The organism is Pseudomonas sp. W2-17 (assembly GCF_041060445.1).
In the GTDB taxonomy this organism is placed as follows: Bacteria; Pseudomonadota; Gammaproteobacteria; order Pseudomonadales; family Pseudomonadaceae; genus Aquipseudomonas.
Map to the genome: position 1 here is coordinate 96,938 of NZ_JAUFNS010000017.1, position 15,080 is coordinate 112,017.

General features: G+C 60.8%; 16 protein-coding genes and 2 pseudogenes. 8 read left to right on the forward strand and 10 right to left on the reverse strand.

Going from position 1 to position 15,080, the window contains the following annotated elements:
- The first annotated feature begins 31 nt into the window (after positions 1-31).
- From tauB to tauD, 3 genes and pseudogenes are all read left to right on the forward strand, one after another.
- Positions 32-823 carry a taurine ABC transporter ATP-binding subunit gene (gene tauB / locus QWI20_RS20345; RefSeq protein WP_369306958.1) on the forward strand — a complete coding sequence of 264 codons (792 nt, stop codon included), beginning with the start codon at positions 32-34 and terminating at the stop codon, positions 821-823.
- 77 nt (positions 824-900) lie between these two features.
- Positions 901-1,665: pseudogene (gene tauC, locus QWI20_RS20350) on the forward strand (taurine ABC transporter permease TauC); the annotation flags it as partial.
- A 58-nt stretch (positions 1,666-1,723) separates the two neighbouring features.
- Positions 1,724-2,557 (forward strand): annotated as a pseudogene (gene tauD, locus QWI20_RS20355) (taurine dioxygenase).
- Positions 2,558-3,039: 482 nt separating this feature from the next.
- Here tauD and QWI20_RS20360 read toward each other — a convergent pair.
- Positions 3,040-3,480 carry a hypothetical protein gene (locus QWI20_RS20360; protein WP_369306959.1) on the reverse strand — a complete coding sequence of 147 codons (441 nt, stop codon included), beginning with the start codon at positions 3,478-3,480 and terminating at the stop codon, positions 3,040-3,042.
- On the opposite strand from QWI20_RS20360, the gene QWI20_RS20365 reads away from it, so the two are divergent.
- Positions 3,479-3,934 (forward strand): tRNA (cytidine(34)-2'-O)-methyltransferase, encoded by a 456-nt coding sequence (locus QWI20_RS20365; protein WP_037016260.1) that lies wholly within the window; start codon positions 3,479-3,481, stop codon positions 3,932-3,934. The genes QWI20_RS20360 and QWI20_RS20365 overlap by 2 nt on opposite strands.
- Positions 3,935-4,010: 76 nt before the next feature.
- On the opposite strand, the gene secB is transcribed toward QWI20_RS20365, so the two are convergent.
- The 3 genes from secB to QWI20_RS20380 all read right to left on the reverse strand — a co-directional run bounded on the left by secB (position 4,011) and on the right by QWI20_RS20380 (position 5,251).
- Positions 4,011-4,505 carry a protein-export chaperone SecB gene (secB, locus tag QWI20_RS20370; RefSeq protein ID WP_192171285.1) on the reverse strand — a complete coding sequence of 165 codons (495 nt, stop codon included), beginning with the start codon at positions 4,503-4,505 and terminating at the stop codon, positions 4,011-4,013.
- Between the two features lie 76 nt (positions 4,506-4,581).
- A complete protein-coding gene (grxC, locus tag QWI20_RS20375) occupies positions 4,582-4,836 on the reverse strand; it encodes a glutaredoxin 3 (protein WP_192171286.1) in 255 nt (84 codons plus the stop codon).
- Position 4,837: 1 nt separating this feature from the next.
- On the reverse strand, positions 4,838-5,251 hold the full coding sequence (locus tag QWI20_RS20380) for a rhodanese-like domain-containing protein (protein ID WP_192171481.1): 414 nt from the start codon (positions 5,249-5,251) through the stop codon (positions 4,838-4,840).
- 161 nt (positions 5,252-5,412) lie between these two features.
- Between QWI20_RS20380 and gpmI the strand changes: the two genes are divergently transcribed.
- From gpmI to QWI20_RS20400, 4 genes are all read left to right on the forward strand, one after another.
- Positions 5,413-6,948 (forward strand): 2,3-bisphosphoglycerate-independent phosphoglycerate mutase, encoded by a 1,536-nt coding sequence (gene gpmI, locus QWI20_RS20385; protein WP_369306960.1) that lies wholly within the window; start codon positions 5,413-5,415, stop codon positions 6,946-6,948.
- 138 nt (positions 6,949-7,086) lie between these two features.
- Positions 7,087-8,409, forward strand: coding sequence for a murein hydrolase activator EnvC (locus QWI20_RS20390; protein WP_369306961.1), 1,323 nt, complete (start codon positions 7,087-7,089; stop codon positions 8,407-8,409).
- 30 nt (positions 8,410-8,439) lie between these two features.
- Positions 8,440-9,771, forward strand: a complete 1,332-nt coding sequence (locus tag QWI20_RS20395) for a S41 family peptidase (RefSeq protein ID WP_192171289.1) — start codon at positions 8,440-8,442, stop codon at positions 9,769-9,771.
- 1 nt (position 9,772) lies between these two features.
- Positions 9,773-10,573 carry a divergent polysaccharide deacetylase family protein gene (locus QWI20_RS20400; RefSeq protein WP_369306962.1) on the forward strand — a complete coding sequence of 267 codons (801 nt, stop codon included), beginning with the start codon at positions 9,773-9,775 and terminating at the stop codon, positions 10,571-10,573.
- Positions 10,574-10,609: 36 nt separating this feature from the next.
- Here QWI20_RS20400 and QWI20_RS20405 read toward each other — a convergent pair whose 3' ends face one another.
- From QWI20_RS20405 to hisB, 6 genes are all read right to left on the reverse strand, one after another.
- On the reverse strand, positions 10,610-11,365 hold the full coding sequence (locus QWI20_RS20405; RefSeq protein ID WP_369306963.1) for a substrate-binding periplasmic protein: 756 nt from the start codon (positions 11,363-11,365) through the stop codon (positions 10,610-10,612).
- A 200-nt stretch (positions 11,366-11,565) separates the two neighbouring features.
- Positions 11,566-12,336 carry an imidazole glycerol phosphate synthase subunit HisF gene (gene hisF / locus QWI20_RS20410; protein ID WP_369306964.1) on the reverse strand — a complete coding sequence of 257 codons (771 nt, stop codon included), beginning with the start codon at positions 12,334-12,336 and terminating at the stop codon, positions 11,566-11,568.
- A gap of 170 nt (positions 12,337-12,506) precedes the next feature.
- Positions 12,507-13,244: a 1-(5-phosphoribosyl)-5-[(5-phosphoribosylamino)methylideneamino]imidazole-4-carboxamide isomerase gene (gene hisA / locus QWI20_RS20415; protein ID WP_369306965.1), complete on the reverse strand. Its 738-nt coding sequence runs from the start codon at positions 13,242-13,244 to the stop codon at positions 12,507-12,509.
- Between the two features lie 92 nt (positions 13,245-13,336).
- Positions 13,337-13,597: a DUF2164 domain-containing protein gene (locus QWI20_RS20420; protein ID WP_037016295.1), complete on the reverse strand. Its 261-nt coding sequence runs from the start codon at positions 13,595-13,597 to the stop codon at positions 13,337-13,339.
- Positions 13,597-14,235, reverse strand: coding sequence for an imidazole glycerol phosphate synthase subunit HisH (hisH, locus tag QWI20_RS20425; RefSeq protein WP_369306966.1), 639 nt, complete (start codon positions 14,233-14,235; stop codon positions 13,597-13,599). Before hisH ends, QWI20_RS20420 begins: the two co-directional genes overlap by 1 nt.
- On the reverse strand, positions 14,235-14,828 hold the full coding sequence (hisB, locus tag QWI20_RS20430) for an imidazoleglycerol-phosphate dehydratase HisB (RefSeq protein WP_065987388.1): 594 nt from the start codon (positions 14,826-14,828) through the stop codon (positions 14,235-14,237). The genes hisH and hisB overlap by 1 nt, the downstream gene beginning before the upstream one ends.
- Between the last annotated feature and the right edge of the window lie 252 nt (positions 14,829-15,080).

Below are 15,080 nucleotides of genomic sequence, written 5' to 3' on the forward strand. Positions count from 1 at the left end.
ATGCCCATTTATTAGAAACGGAGTCCATGCCATGGCCTTGTTACAGCTGGCGCGCATCAGCGCACAGTATCCCGGTGCGGCCGAGCCGGTGCTGTCGGATATTTCCCTGACCCTTGGTTCGCAGCAACTGCTGGTTGCCCTGGGCCCATCCGGCAGCGGCAAGACTTCGTTGTTGAACCTGATTGCCGGGTTCGTCGCGCCAAGCGCAGGCCGCATCATCCTTGATGGCGTCCCGGTGAACGGCCCCGGCGCCGAGCGCGGCGTCGTGTTTCAGGATGACGCTCTGCTGCCTTGGCAGGATGTACTGGCCAACGTTGCATTCGGGCTGGAGCTGGCGGGCATCCCCCGTGAAAAACGTGAAGCCAAAGCGCGGGACATGCTGGCGCTGGTCGATCTCGCCGGCTTCGAGAAGCGCCGTATTTGGGAATTGTCCGGAGGGCAGAAACAACGTGTGGGCCTTGCCCGCGCATTGGCGGCCGATCCGCGCGTGCTGCTGATGGACGAACCTTTCGGCGCCCTCGACGCCTTCACCCGGGAACAGATGCAAGAGCTGCTGCTGCAAGTCTGGCAACGCAGCGCCAAGCCGGTCTTCCTGATCACCCACGACATTGAAGAAGCGGTGTTCCTGTCGACTGATCTGATTCTGCTTGCACCCAACCCCGGTCACATCGTCGAGCACCTGAAGCTGGACTTCGGTCAGCGCTACAGCGCAGGTGAATCGGCCCGCGCCATCAAGTCCGACCCTCGCTTCATCGAAACCCGCGAGCACGTGCTGGCGCGGGTATTTTCCCAGCGGCAAAGCATTCGGGAGCAACGGGCATGAGTCTTTATCAATCGCCGGAGCCCGCCCTCACTCGCGCGGCGGTGCAAACAGCACCGCGCCAGCCCTCTTCTCTTTATGTGAGCACGCGCGCCATCAGCGTGCTGACCCTCGCCGTTTTGCTGGGGAGCTGGTGGCTGGTCACAGCCCTTGAGTGGGTCGAACCGCTATTTCTTCCGCCGCCTGCCGCTGTGCTTGAAAAAGCCTGGCTGTTGATGACCAAAGGCTACATGGACTCCACGCTGTGGCAGCACTTGGGGGCGAGTCTGCAACGCATCGGACTGGCGCTGTTCTTCGCCGTGCTAACGGCCATTCCCGTCGGCATCGCCATAGGTCATAACCGAATCGCGCGTGGGATTTTCGACCCGCTGATCGAGTTCTATCGCCCGGTGCCGCCGCTGGCCTACCTGCCGTTGATCGTGATCTGGTGCGGCATTGGCGAACTCTCCAAGGTCCTGCTGATTTATCTGGCGATCTTCGCGCCGATCGCTATCGCCACCGCGACCGGTGTGCGCACGGTCGACAGCGCAAAACTGCGCGCGGCTCAGTCTCTGGGCGCCAGCCGCTGGCAGCTCATCCGTCACGTCATCCTGCCCAGCGCCCTGCCCGACATCCTGACCGGCGTGCGCATCGGCCTCGGCGTGGGTTGGTCGACGCTGGTGGCGGCCGAGTTGATCGCCGCCACCAGTGGCCTGGGTTTCATGGTTCAGTCCGCTGCGCAGTTTCTGGTGACCGACGTGGTGGTGCTGGGAATTCTGGTCATCGCGCTGATCGCCTTCGCGCTGGAAATGGGCCTGCGCGCACTGCAACGCAAGCTCGTGCCCTGGCACGGCCAGAATCACTGAATCCAAGACCTTATTACTGACTACGCCGACACTTCGGCGCCGAACACACGAGACCATCATGAGCATTGACATCCACCCGCTCAGCCCGGCGTTGGGCGCACAGATCAGCGGCGTTGACCTCAGCCGCGACCTGACCGGTGAGCAACGCAACGCCATCGAGCAAGCGCTGCTTGATCATCAGGTGCTGTTCTTCCGGGATCAGCCGATCACGCCGCAACAACAAGCGTGATTCGCCGCCAACTTTGGTGACCTGCACATCCATCCGATCTACCCCAACGTACCGGAACAGCCTGAAGTGCTGATCCTCGATACCGCGGTCACCGACGTGCGCGACAACGCCATCTGGCACACCGACGTCACCTTTCTGCCGGCGCCTGCACTGGGTGCGGTGCTCAGCGCCAAGCAGGTCCCGGCTTACGGTGGAGATACGTTGTGGGCGAGCGGCATCGCTGCGTTCGAGGCGCTGTCCCGGCCGATGCAGATGTTGCTCGATGGCCTCACCGCGACCCATGACTTCACCCGGTCATTCCCGCTGGAGCGCTTTGGCAATACGGCTGAAGACCTCGCGCGTTGGGAGGAGACCCGCCGCAAGAACCCGCCGCTGTCGCACCCGGTCATTCGCACGCACCCGGTGAGCGGTCGTAAAGCATTGTTCGTGAACGACGGCTTCACCACCCGGATCAATGAACTGGAAGCTGCCGAAAGTGAGGCAATTCTGAAATTGCTGTTCGCCCACGGCACGCGACCAGAGTTCACCCTGCGCTGGCGCTGGCAGGCAAACGACGTGGCAATGTGGGACAACCGCGTAACCCAGCATTACGCAGTCGACGATTACCGCCCGCAGCGCCGCGTGATGCACCGCGCAACGATTCTGGGTGATGCGCCGTTTTAATAAGACGCCGGCAGGCGCGCTGACGCTTTTAGTGGGACCGGCTTTAGCCGGGAAGAGGCTGCCAGGGGGCCTATAGATTTGCGGCGTAACGCCTGACGCCTTCCCGGCTAAAGCCGGTCCCACAAATTTGAGGGTCAGCGAGCCCAAAGACCATCCAAGTACCCAGATGTACTGGAGGCCGGCAGTTGATGCGCAACCTTGTCGCTGGTTTAGGGCGTGCATCACTTTGGTTACTCAGCACGGGCAAATGCGCGAATAGCGTGCAAAAACGCTCACCAAATATCCAACTCCGAAAGTCGATTCGAACCTCATCCCTATACCCGTCTATAAAAGGCGCGGGCTGGAAGGCCCTAAACCCGGCGCCTGCAGGACATTACGAATATTCCTACGGACATTTCCCAAAACTGGCACGCACGCTGCAATAGGTTATACATCACCAGTTTTGGGGACCTTGGTACAGGCAGGCCGGGGATTCCCCTCTTTTATTCCTCCCGGAGACTGACCTCCAGTCTCCAGCGCCCGTCCTGGGTCGCACCGCGCCAGTCGCCGTGCAGAGGACGGGCCGCCAGCAGGTTCAGCAACAACCCCTTATCAGTTCGTTGCACCCTCCAGCGCACGTCTTTGCCGTTGAGCTTCAGTTCGCCTTTCTGCGCCTGACCCTGGGCGTTGAACAGCAGCGCCACCGCGCCGTCGATGTGCTCACCATGGAGCTCCGGCTCGCGGTTGAACCACACGGCAACGCCGTTCGGCAGCACTTCGACGGTTTGCAACTGGATGGGGTCCGGGGTCGTCACGCGGCCGATCATCAGCCCGACCATCACACCAACGATCGCCACCGAGCCCAAAAACTTGGGCCATAGCTTCGGCCTGGGGTCTTCTTCAGGGGTAGAATGCATCCCGTCCTTTCGTTCGGAGCCGTGCATGTTTCACGTGATCCTTTTTCAACCAGAAATTCCGCCGAATACCGGCAACATCATCAGGCTCTGCGCCAACAGCGGCTGCAGCCTGCATTTGATCGAGCCGCTGGGCTTCGAGCTGGATGACAAGCGCCTGCGTCGAGCCGGCCTTGATTACCATGAATACGCCACGCTTCATCGTCACGCCGACCTGCCGAGCTGCCTTGAAAGCATCGGCCACCCGCGGCTGTTTGCTTTTACCACAAAGGGCTCGCGAGTTTTCCACGATGCGCAATTCGAGGAGGGTGATGCCTTCCTCTTCGGCCCGGAAAGCCGAGGCCTGCCGCCGGAGGTGCTGGATCCACTGTCAAGCGACCAACGCCTGCGCCTGCCGATGCGCGAAGGCTGCCGCAGTCTGAATCTGTCGAATACCGTCGCGGTTGCGGTGTATGAGGGTTGGCGGCAGTTGGGTTTCAAGTAACCCACCCGCAGCACCGTCGAAAGCCGCCCACAAAAAAGCGCCCATTACAGGCGCTTTCTTATTGCAGCGACAACGCTTACTGAACGGTAGGCGTTGGCGTTTCGCCGCTTTCCTGCATGCGTTGCAGTTCTTGCGCGTACAGGGCGTCGAAGTTCACCGGGGCCAGCATCAGCGCAGGGAACGAGCCACGGACAACCAGGCTGTCGATGGTTTCGCGAGCGTACGGGAAAAGGATGTTCGGGCAGAACGCGCCCAGGGTGTGGCTCATCGAGCTGGCATCCAGGCCCTTGATCAGGAAGATACCGGCTTGCTGGACTTCAGCGATGAAGGCGATCTCGTCGCCGTTCTTCACTTCGACCGACAGGGTCAGCACGACTTCGTAGAAGTCATTTTCCAGCTGCTTCTGGCGGGTGTTCAGGTCCAAGCTAACGCTCGGGGTCCATTCCTGACGGAAGATCGCCGGGCTTTTTGGCGCTTCAAACGACAGGTCGCGGACGTAGATGCGTTGCAGGGAAAACTGCGGTGCTTCTTCTTCGTTGGAAGTGGCGCCGTTGTTCGGTTGATCAGTCATCTCAGATCCTTACATTGGGGTCTTGTAGGCTTCCGGGCTGTGCAAAAAACCATCGTTTCCACATCCCGGTTCGAATTCAGGCGCTCAGCAGCTTATCCAGCTTGCCGGCGCGCTCCAGCGCGAACAGGTCATCGCAACCGCCAACATGGACCGGGCCGATCCAGATCTGCGGAACCGAGGTACGCCCGGATTTCTTGGTCATTTCAGCGCGAATCTGTGGCTTGCCGTCGACCTTGATCTCTTGGAAGCCGACACCCTTGCCCGCCAGCAACGACTTGGCGCGGGAGCAATAAGGGCAGTAATCGCTGGAGTAGACGACGACGTCAGTCATTTCACTTCACCAGCGGCAGGTTGTCACCGCGCCACGACGAAATACCACCGGACAGCTTGGCGGCGTTGAAGCCCGCTTTCAGCAGTTCGCGAGCGGTATGGCCGGCGTGCTGGCCAGCGGCGTCGACGATGATCAGGGTTTTAGGCTTGAATTTCTCCAGCTCCGCAGTGCGGGTCAGGATTTTGTCCTGGGGGAAATTCACCGCGCCGACGATGTGACCGGCAGTGAAGTCTTTCTTGGCGCGGACGTCGATGACAACGGCTTCATCGCGGTTGACCAGGGCGGTCAGCTCACCGGTGCTCAGGCTGCGGCCACCTTTGCTAAGCTCCGTTGCGATCAGCAGGCCCAGCAGGATGACGAAAGCACCCGTCAGCAAATAGTGATTCGTGGCAAATTCAATCAGGTGAGCAACCATCATCAGGTTCCAGGGCGTTAAAATGTCGGCCAGTATACACAGCACCCAAGGTCGGCCAAAGCCCGTACGGCAGTGACTTCGTTTAGCTTGTCGCTGATTTGAACTTGTCCCTAAACTGTCGATCTTTTTTCTACTTCACCTATTAGCCAAGAGTGGGATTCATGACTACCACGCCTAAACCTTTGGTTCTGATCATCCTGGACGGCTTCGGTCACAGCGACAGCCACCACGGCAATGCGGTCTATGCAGCGAAGATGCCGGTCTTCGATCGCTTGTACCAGGCCATGCCAAACGGCTTGATCTCCGGGTCCGGCATGGATGTCGGTCTGCCTGACGGGCAGATGGGCAACTCCGAAGTCGGCCACATGAACCTGGGCGCCGGCCGCGTGGTGTATCAGGACTTCACCCGCGTGACCAAAGCGATCCGCGACGGCGAGTTCTTCGAAAACCCCGCCATCTGCAAAGCAGTCGATCAGGCCGTGGGCGCCGGCAAGGCCGTGCACATCCTTGGCTTGCTGTCCGACGGCGGCGTTCACAGCCATGAAGATCACCTGGTGGCGATGGTCGAGCTGGCCGCCAAGCGCGGCGCCGACAAGATCTACCTGCACGCCTTTCTCGATGGCCGCGACACGCCACCGCGCAGCGCCCATCAATACCTTGAGACCATGGAAGCGGCCTACGCGCGCCTGGGCAAAGGTCGCACTGCCACGATCATCGGCCGCTACTTCGCCATGGACCGCGATAATCGCTGGGACCGTGTCGAAGCCGCCTACAACCTGATCGTCGACGGCACCTCGGAATTCCACGCCGACAACGCCAAGGCCGCGCTGGACGCCGCTTATGAGCGAGGCGAGAACGACGAATTCGTTAAAGCCACCAGCATCGGCGCGCCGGTGACAGTCGAAGACGGCGACGCGGTGGTGTTCATGAACTTCCGTTCCGACCGTGCCCGCGAACTGACCCGCGTATTCGTCGAAGACGATTTCGCGGACTTCGCCCGTCGTCGTCAGGCCAGACTGGCCGGCTTCGTCACGCTGACCAAGTACGCGGCCACCATCGACGCACCGGCGGCGTTCGAAAAGGCCGGCCTGCACAACGTGCTCGGCGAATACCTTTCGAACAACGGCAAGACTCAGCTGCGCATCGCCGAGACCGAGAAGTACGCCCACGTGACGTTCTTCTTCTCCGGCGGTCGTGAAGAACCCTTCCCCGGCGAAGAGCGCATTCTGATCCCTTCACCCAAAGTGGCCACTTACGACCTCCAGCCAGAAATGAGCGCGCCGGAAGTCACCGACCGAATCGTCGACGCCATCGAGCATCAGCGTTACGACGTGATCGTCGTCAACTATGCCAACGGCGACATGGTGGGCCACAGCGGGATAATGGAAGCAGCAGTCAAAGCGGTTGAGTGCCTGGACGTCTGTGTCGGGCGCATCACCCAGGCGCTGGAAAAAGTCGGCGGCGAAGCGCTGATTACGGCCGACCACGGCAACGTCGAACAGATGACCAACGAGCAGACCCACCAGCCTCATACCGCTCACACCACCGAGCCGGTGCCGTTCATTTATGTCGGCCAGCGTGACCTGAAGGTGCGCGGCGGCGGCGTGTTGGCGGACGTCGCGCCGACCATGCTGACGCTGCTCGGCATGGAAATCCCGCAAGAAATGACCGGCACGTCGATTCTGGTCGCCAAGTAAGCCTCTCGAACCGTTCCGCCAGTCGCTGGCGGGCCGGTTTTGTATGAAATCTCTGACGGCCACGTCGTCCGAGCGTTTTTTTTGCAGCCACCGCCGGGCATACTAGGCCCGTCTTCACTCCTGGTATCGCCCAACCTCATGCTTCGCGCCCTGATCACCCTCGCTTTGATTTGTATGCTCAATCCGGCCTTCGCCGACGATGATCGCGCACAAACGCAGAAACAGCTGGATGCTACGCGTCAGGACATCACCGAACTGAAGAAAGCGCTGGGCCAGTTGCAGGAAGAAAAGTCCGGCGTCCAGAAAGACCTGCGCTCCACTGAAACTGAGATGGGCAAGCTGGAAAAGCAGGTGGAGGCCCTGCAAAAGGAACTAAAAAAGACTGAAAGCGAGCTGCAACGGCTCGACCAGGAGAAAAAAAAACTCCAAAGCGCACGCGTTGAACAGCAACGACTAATCGCCATCCAGGCCCGCGCTGCTTATCAGAGCGGCCGCCAGGAATACCTCAAACTGCTGCTCAATCAGCAGAACCCCGAAAAATTCGCCCGCACCCTCACTTATTACGATTACCTGAGCCAGGCGCGCCTGGAGCAGTTGCGCAACTTCAATGAAACGTTGCGCCAACTGGCCGGCGTCGAGAAAGACATCGACCTGCAGCAAGCGCAACTTCTAGTGCAGAAGAGCTCGCTGGATGACCAGAAAGCCCAGCTTGATACCGTGCGCCAGGAACGTCAGGTGGCGCTGGCCAAGCTGAATCAGGACTACAAGGTTCGCGACCAGAAGCTGCAGTCGCGGCAGCAGGATCAAGCCGACCTGACCAAGGTTCTCAAGACCATCGAAGAAACCCTCGCCCGCCAGGCCCGCGAAGCCGAAGAGGCGCGCCAGAAGGCTTTGCTTGCGCAGCAAGAGGCCGAGAAACGGCAGCGCGAGCAGGAAGCGCTGGCGAAAAGCCGTGAAAAAGACAACAGCAAGGACGACAGCGATGAAGCGCCGCGTCGTCCGATCAAAGCGCCCGGCGCGATGGTTTCCAGTGCCGGTCAGTCGTACGGCGGCGCTTTTGAGCAAGCAAAGGGAAAACTTCCTTGGCCTGTCGATGGTCGATTGTTGGCGCGATTCGGTGAAAGCCGCGGCGATGACGAGCGCACCAAGTGGGACGGTGTGTTGATCAGTGCGGCTGCAGGCAGCCAGGTCCGCGCGGTGCACGGTGGTCGGGTGGTCTTTGCCGACTGGTTGCGCGGCGCCGGGCTTCTGGTCATTCTCGACCACGGCAATGGTTATTTGAGTCTGTACGGTCACAACCAGAGCCTGCTGAAAGAGGCCGGTGACGTCGTAAAAGCCGGAGAAGCGATCTCCACTGTTGGTAACAGTGGTGGTGGTCAGGACACTCCGGCGTTGTATTTCGCTATTCGTCAGCAGGGTCGCCCTAGTGATCCGGCCCAATGGTGTCGCACTCAAGGATAAGTCGACACCTCACTCAGGAGTTCGTAAGACATGCTGTTTTCGTCCCGCCTCACCTCGCTGGCCCTGACTATCGCCGTGGTTATCGGCGCTCCTCTGGCCCAGGCTGCTGGTGCCGCACCTGCTGCTGCGCCAGCCGCCACTGCGCCCGCCAATGCCGCGAACATCAAGGCGCCGCTGCCGCTCGACGAGCTGCGCACCTTCGCCGAGGTCATGGACCGGATCAAAGCCGCGTACGTCGAACCCGTGGATGACAAGACCCTGCTGGAAAACGCCATCAAGGGCATGCTCAGCAACCTCGATCCGCACTCCGCCTACCTGGGCCCGGAAGATTTCCAGGAGCTGCAGGAAAGCACTAGCGGCGAGTTCGGCGGGCTGGGCATCGAAGTGGGCGTCGAAGACGGCTTTGTAAAAGTCGTCTCCCCCATCGATGACACCCCTGCGTCCAAGGCCGGAATCGAGGCAGGTGACCTGATCGTCAAGATCAACGGCACGCCGACCCAGGGCCAGACGATGCAGGAAGCCGTGGACAAGATGCGCGGCAAGCTCGGCGAGAAAATCACCCTCACGCTGGTACGTGACGGTGGCACCCCGTTCGACGTGACGCTGGCGCGCGCGACCATTCAGGTCAAGAGCGTGAAGGCGCAGATGCTGGAGCCGGGTTACGGCTACATCCGCATCACCCAGTTCCAGGTCAAGACCGGTGAGGAAGTCGGCAAGGCGCTGGCCAAGCTGCGCAAAGACAACGGCAAGAAGATGAGCGGCCTGATCCTCGACCTGCGCAACAACCCGGGCGGTGTGTTGCAGGCGGCGGTTGAAGTGGCTGACCACTTCCTGACCAAGGGCCTGATCGTTTACACCAAAGGCCGCATCGCCAACTCCGAACTTCGCTTCTCGGCAGACCCGGCCGACGCCAGCGAGGGCGTGCCTCTGGTTGTGCTGATCAACGGCGGCAGCGCCTCGGCGTCGGAGATCGTCGCCGGTGCGTTGCAAGACCAGAAGCGCGGCATCCTGATGGGCACCGATACGTTCGGCAAAGGCTCGGTGCAGACCGTTCTGCCGCTGGCCAACGACCGCGCGCTGAAGATCACCACGGCGCTGTATTACACGCCGAACGGTCGCTCGATTCAGGCTCAGGGCATCAACCCGGACATCGAAGTCAAACGCGCCAAGCTCACCGCCGAAGCCGATGGCGACAACTACAAAGAGGCTGATCTGCTCGGCCACTTGGGCAACGGCAACGGCGGCGCGGACAAACCGACCACCAAGGCCAAGGCTGGCAAGGCGCGTCCGCAGGACGATGACTACCAGATGAACCAGGCCCTCAGCTTGCTCAAGGGCTTGAGTGTCACGCGCGGCAATTGAGATGCGCGTCTGGTTGACCGGGCTCATTTGCGCCCTTGCCGTCACAACGGGTGCTGCACACGCAGCGCCCGCCGAATCCTCAGCGACCGTCGTCAAAGCGCCGAAGGTCGCCTATCTCAGCCTGATCATCGACGATCTCGGACAAAACCCTGAGAGGGACAGTCGTGCGCTGGCCCTTCCCGGCCCCGTGACGCTGGCGATCATGCCCGACACGCCTCACGCCACCGACTTCGCCCGCCAGGCGCACAAGGCTGGCAAGACAGTGATGCTGCACATGCCCATGGATCCGGCGACCGGGCCGTACGCCTGGCATCCCGAACTGCCGCTGCCCGAACTCGAATCGCGTCTGAACGCTGCGTTGCTGAAAGTCCCCTACGCCGCCGGCATCAACAACCACATGGGCAGCCGCATGACCGCTGAGCCGGTGGCCATGGGCTGGCTGGTGGGTGAGTTGCAGCGCCGTCATCTGTTTCTGGTCGACAGCCGCACCAGCGCCAAAACCGTTGCCGCCGCAGAGGCTCAGAAGATCGGCTTGGCCAGCGTGTCCCGGGATGTCTTCCTCGACGACGAGCGCACCGCAGAGGCCATTAGCGGCCAGCTACAGACGGCAATCAAGCTCGCTCACAAGCAAGGCTCGGCCGTGATGATCGGCCATCCCTATCCAGTGACGCTCGATGTGCTCGAGCGCGAGCTGCCCACGCTTAAATCCGAAGGTATAGAGCTGATCGAGATCCGCCACATGGTCACTGAGCGCGGAAATGAGGCGATGGCCGGCCATGGCAAGAACGGGCGTTATCGCTAGGCCGAAGGCGCTTCGCCACAGAGGTGCCAGAAGTGATTAGAGGTATTTAGCGAAAATCGAATCGACCACGCCTTCTTTGCGCAGTTGGTCCAGCGCACTTTGCAGCCGCTTGACCACCGCATCGGGGGTGTCTTTGTTCAGCGCCAAAAACAGTTCGGCGCTGTTGAAACGCAGCACGGTCTTCAATCCCGTGATGCCCTCTTGCCGCGCCAGGTACCGCCCCGCCGGATCGCCGGTGGCCCACAGGTCGAGCTGACCGTCGACCAGCTTCCTGGCGTTGTCCTTGTCGCTGAGCACGGTGATCGGCTTCATGCCCTGACGCGCAAGCTCCACCGCGATGGCGTCGCCTTTGTAGGCCCCGATGCGGTAAGACCGCGCGGCCTCAAGCGTACTCAGCTGGATTGGGCTATCAGCCCGCGCCAGCAGAATCCAGTCGTCGGGGCCAATGGGGCCGACCCACTTGAAGAGCGTTTCGCGCTCGGGCAATCGCGCGGTCACGAACACGCCGTAGCCGGGATTTTCCATCGCCAGTTTGTAGATGCGATCCCAGGGGAAGCGCAGGGTCATGTTGTAGCCGATACCGGCGCGCTTGAAGGTCTCGCGCACCACTTCGACGGCGATGCCCTTAATGTTGGCTTCCTGGGCGAAATTCTTGCCGTCGGTGGCCATGTTGTAAGGGGGGAAGTTTTCGGTCAGAAGGACCATCGAATAGGCCGGTGTATCGTCGGCCCGGGCGGCGCCTGACAGCAACGTCGCGACGCTGATCAGTGCAAGAAAAACACCTTTGAACATATCCCTGGCACCTGATCCTGACGACGGCAAGAGAGTGCCGTTAACGATCTGCAAAGTCCAGTTCGGCGGTAGGCATGGTGGTTTTCAGAGCAGGTTGGTCATGACCCGCCGCGGCGCACGCCCCCAATGCAGGAGCGCGCTTGCTCGCGAAGAGTGCTAGACGGCCGCCGATACTCAGCGGCTGAACGGCCGGAGGCGCCTCAGCGAACCACGATCCCTTGCGCCGCCATGTACGCCTTTGCTTCCGGCACGGTGTATTCGCCGAAGTGGAAAATACTCGCTGCCAGCACGGCGCTGGCGTGGCCTTCCAGCACGCCGGCGGCCAGATGCTCAAGATTGCCTACACCGCCCGATGCGATGACCGGGATGCCAAGGGCATCGCTGATCGCCCGGGTCACGCCCAGGTCAAAACCGTTCTTCATGCCGTCCTGATCCATGCTGGTCAGCAGGATTTCGCCAGCGCCCAGGTCTTCCATCTTCTTCGCCCACATCACCGCGTCCAGCCCAGTCGGCTTGCGACCGCCGTGGGTGAAGATCTCCCAGCGTGGGGTTTCGCCGGGCAGGGAGACCCTCTTGGCATCAATGGCAACGACGATGCACTGCGAACCGAAACGCGCGGCCGCTTCGCCGACAAAATCGGGGTTGAACACCGCAGCGGTGTTGATCGAGACCTTATCCGCACCGGCATTCAACAGGTTCCGAATATCCTGCACGGTGCGCACGCCGCCGCCCACGGTCAGCGGAATGAACACCTGACTGGCCATGCGCTCGACGGTGTGCAGCGTGGTGTCGCGGCCATCGACGCTGGCGGTGATGTCGAGGAAGGTAATCTCGTCGGCACCCTGCTCGTCATAACGCCGGGCGATCTCGACCGGATCACCGGCGTCGCGGATGTTCTCGAACTTCACGCCCTTGACCACACGGCCATTGTCGACGTCGAGGCAAGGGATGATGCGTTTGGCGAGGGCCATGGGCCGGTTCTCCGAAAACGGTTGGGAATCTGCCCAACATCACAACATTCTGATTTGAAGCACGTCCCTGTAGGAGTGAGCTTGCTCGCGATGCGCCGGGTCAGTCAGCAAACATACGTCTGACACACTGCTATCGCGAGCAAGCTCACTCCTACACGGGGGCGTGCCAGTCAGCCTTTGTACGAATCACAAAACGCCTGTGCTTCAGCCACATCCAGGGTGCCTTCATAGATCGCACGGCCGGTGATTGCGCCGATGATGCCCGGTGCTTTTGCGTCGAGCAGCGCCTTGATGTCGCCCAGGTTATGAATGCCGCCCGAGGCGATCACCGGAATACGGGTCGCAGCGGCCAGCGCGGCGGTGAACGGGACGTTGCAGCCCTGCATCATGCCGTCTTTGGCGATATCGGTATAAACGATGGCCGAGACGCCGTCGGCTTCAAAGCGCTTGGCCAGATCAATCACTTGCACAGTGCTGACTTCGGCCCAGCCGTCGGTGGCGACGAAGCCGTCTTTGGCATCCAGACCCACGATCACTTTGCCCGGGAACGCGCGGCAGGCTTCAGCGACGAAGTCAGGGTCCTTGACCGCCTTGGTGCCGATGATCACGTAACTCACGCCGGCTTTGACGTAGTGCTCGATGGTGTCCAGCGAGCGGATACCGCCGCCGATCTGGATCGGCAGATTCGGGTAACGACGGGCAATCGCCGTCACGACATCGCCATTGACCGGTTGGCCCTCGAACGCACCGTTCAGGTCCACCAAGTGCAAGCGACGGCAACCGCCCTCGACCCATTTGGCAGCCATGCTCACCGGATCATCGGAGAACACCGTGGAATCTTCCATCCGGCCCTGGCGCAGACGTACACAGGCGCCATCTTTAAGGTCGATCGCGGGAATAATGAGCATTCTTTTTCCTTCGTCAAAAGAGCTGCGAGCCGCGAGCTATAAGCTGCAAGTCTGCGCATCTAACCATTCTTGCAGCTTGAAACTTGCCGCTTCTAGCTGCTTTTCTCCAACGCCCACAGGTCGCTTTCGATGCTTTCGAAACGCTCCTTGAGGTGCGTCTGAACATCGAAAATCGCCCGATTGTAGTAATGCGGCGCGATCTCGCGGGTGAACAATTCCAGAATTTCAGCCGCTTCGAACGAACCCAGGTCCAGCTCGAAACGGTCTTCCATGAACCGCTTGATCGTGTGGCACGCCTCGCTCTCCTGTTCGGGAGTGAGGGTCAGAATCGGCGGTTTGGTCTTCTTGCTCATTACCGGCGGCCGTCCCACGCCGCGAAGTTCTGCAGCAACTGCAGGCCATGGGTGTGGCTCTTCTCGGGATGGAACTGCACGGCAAAGCGCGAGCCATCGGCCAATGCAGCGGCGAAGTCATGACCGTAGTGGCCACGGCCGACGATCTGCTGCGGGTTCGGCGATTCGATGTAGTAGCTGTGCACGAAGTAGAACCGCGCCATGTCCGGAATGTTGGCCCAGAGCGGGTGATCCACGGCCTGCGCCACTTCATTCCAGCCCATGTGCGGGACTTTCAGGTGCTCGCCGTCTTCGTGAAGATCCTTGCCAAAGAAGCGCACCTGACCGGGCAAAACGCCGATGCAATCGACGCCGCCACTCTCTTCGCTGCGCTCCATCAGCGCCTGCATGCCGACGCAGATCCCGAGAAACGGACGGTCCTGGCTGACTTCACGCACCAGGGCATCGAAGCCCAGGCGACGAATTTCCGCCATGCAGTCGCGAATCGCACCAACACCGGGAAACACGACACGATCAGCTTCACGGATGACGTCGGCATCGCTGGTGATCAGCACGCGACCGGCGCCGACGTGCTCCAGCGCCTTGGCCACCGAGTGCAGATTGCCCATGCCATAGTCGATAACGGCAACGGTCTGCATTACAGCACGCCTTTGGTCGACGGCATCTGGCCAGCCATGCGGTCGTCCAGTTCTACCGCCATGCGCAGTGCACGGCCGAACGCCTTGAAGACGGTTTCAATCTGGTGGTGGGTGTTGTGGCCGCGCAGGTTGTCGATGTGCAGCGTGACATTGGCGTGGTTGACGAAGCCCTGGAAGAACTCCTGGAACAGGTCCACATCAAAGCCGCCAACGGTGGCGCGGGTGTACGGTACGTGCATTTGCAGGCCAGGCCGACCGGAGAAGTCGATGACCACGCGCGACAGCGCTTCATCGAGCGGGACGTAGGCGTGGCCGTAGCGACGGATGCCTTTTTTGTCGCCGATGGCTTTGCTGAACGCCTGACCCAGCGTGATGCCGACATCTTCCACGGTGTGGTGATCGTCGATATGCAGGTCGCCTTTGCATTCGATGTCCAGATCGATCAGCCCGTGACGGGCGATCTGGTCGAGCATGTGTTCAAGAAAAGGAACGCCGATGTCGAATCGGGACTTTCCTGTGCCATCCAGGTTGATCGAGGCTTTGATCTGGGTTTCCAGAGTGTCGCGCTCGACGAACACCATACGTTCGGCCATCACCAGCTCCGCAAAATCATTGGGCGAAAAGGCGGCCATTATAGGCGTGTGGCGGGGAAACAGAAACATGAAGCGAGCAATGCCGGACCGAGGGAAATGCGGGCCGCATGGGATAGACATGTGCGTACAAGCGAAGACATTTGGGAAAAAAAGTGGGAGCGAGGTTGCTCGCGACGAGGTCCTTACATTCGACATATCTGTCGACGGTCTGACCGCCTTCGCGAGCAAGCTCGCTCCCACCCTCACACTAAC

Bases quoted from the DNA above. Each gene is read 5' to 3' on its own strand.
- QWI20_RS20420 (WP_037016295.1), bottom strand. From the start codon at position 13,597: ATGAGCAAGAAGACCAAACCGCCGATTCTGACCCTCACTCCCGAACAG.
- hisF (WP_369306964.1), bottom strand. From the start codon at position 12,336: ATGGCCCTCGCCAAACGCATCATCCCTTGCCTCGACGTCGACAATGGC.
- QWI20_RS20390 (WP_369306961.1), top strand. From the start codon at position 7,087: ATGCTTCGCGCCCTGATCACCCTCGCTTTGATTTGTATGCTCAATCCG.
- QWI20_RS20405 (WP_369306963.1), bottom strand. From the start codon at position 11,365: ATGTTCAAAGGTGTTTTTCTTGCACTGATCAGCGTCGCGACGTTGCTG.
- secB (WP_192171285.1), bottom strand. From the start codon at position 4,505: ATGACTGATCAACCGAACAACGGCGCCACTTCCAACGAAGAAGAAGCA.
- QWI20_RS20400 (WP_369306962.1), top strand. From the start codon at position 9,773: ATGCGCGTCTGGTTGACCGGGCTCATTTGCGCCCTTGCCGTCACAACG.
- QWI20_RS20380 (WP_192171481.1), bottom strand. From the start codon at position 5,251: ATGGTTGCTCACCTGATTGAATTTGCCACGAATCACTATTTGCTGACG.
- gpmI (WP_369306960.1), top strand. From the start codon at position 5,413: ATGACTACCACGCCTAAACCTTTGGTTCTGATCATCCTGGACGGCTTC.
- grxC (WP_192171286.1), bottom strand. From the start codon at position 4,836: ATGACTGACGTCGTCGTCTACTCCAGCGATTACTGCCCTTATTGCTCC.
- QWI20_RS20365 (WP_037016260.1), top strand. From the start codon at position 3,479: ATGTTTCACGTGATCCTTTTTCAACCAGAAATTCCGCCGAATACCGGC.
- QWI20_RS20395 (WP_192171289.1), top strand. From the start codon at position 8,440: ATGCTGTTTTCGTCCCGCCTCACCTCGCTGGCCCTGACTATCGCCGTG.
- hisA (WP_369306965.1), bottom strand. From the start codon at position 13,244: ATGCTCATTATTCCCGCGATCGACCTTAAAGATGGCGCCTGTGTACGT.
- hisH (WP_369306966.1), bottom strand. From the start codon at position 14,235: ATGCAGACCGTTGCCGTTATCGACTATGGCATGGGCAATCTGCACTCG.
- tauB (WP_369306958.1), top strand. From the start codon at position 32: ATGGCCTTGTTACAGCTGGCGCGCATCAGCGCACAGTATCCCGGTGCG.
- hisB (WP_065987388.1), bottom strand. From the start codon at position 14,828: ATGGCCGAACGTATGGTGTTCGTCGAGCGCGACACTCTGGAAACCCAG.
- QWI20_RS20360 (WP_369306959.1), bottom strand. From the start codon at position 3,480: ATGCACGGCTCCGAACGAAAGGACGGGATGCATTCTACCCCTGAAGAA.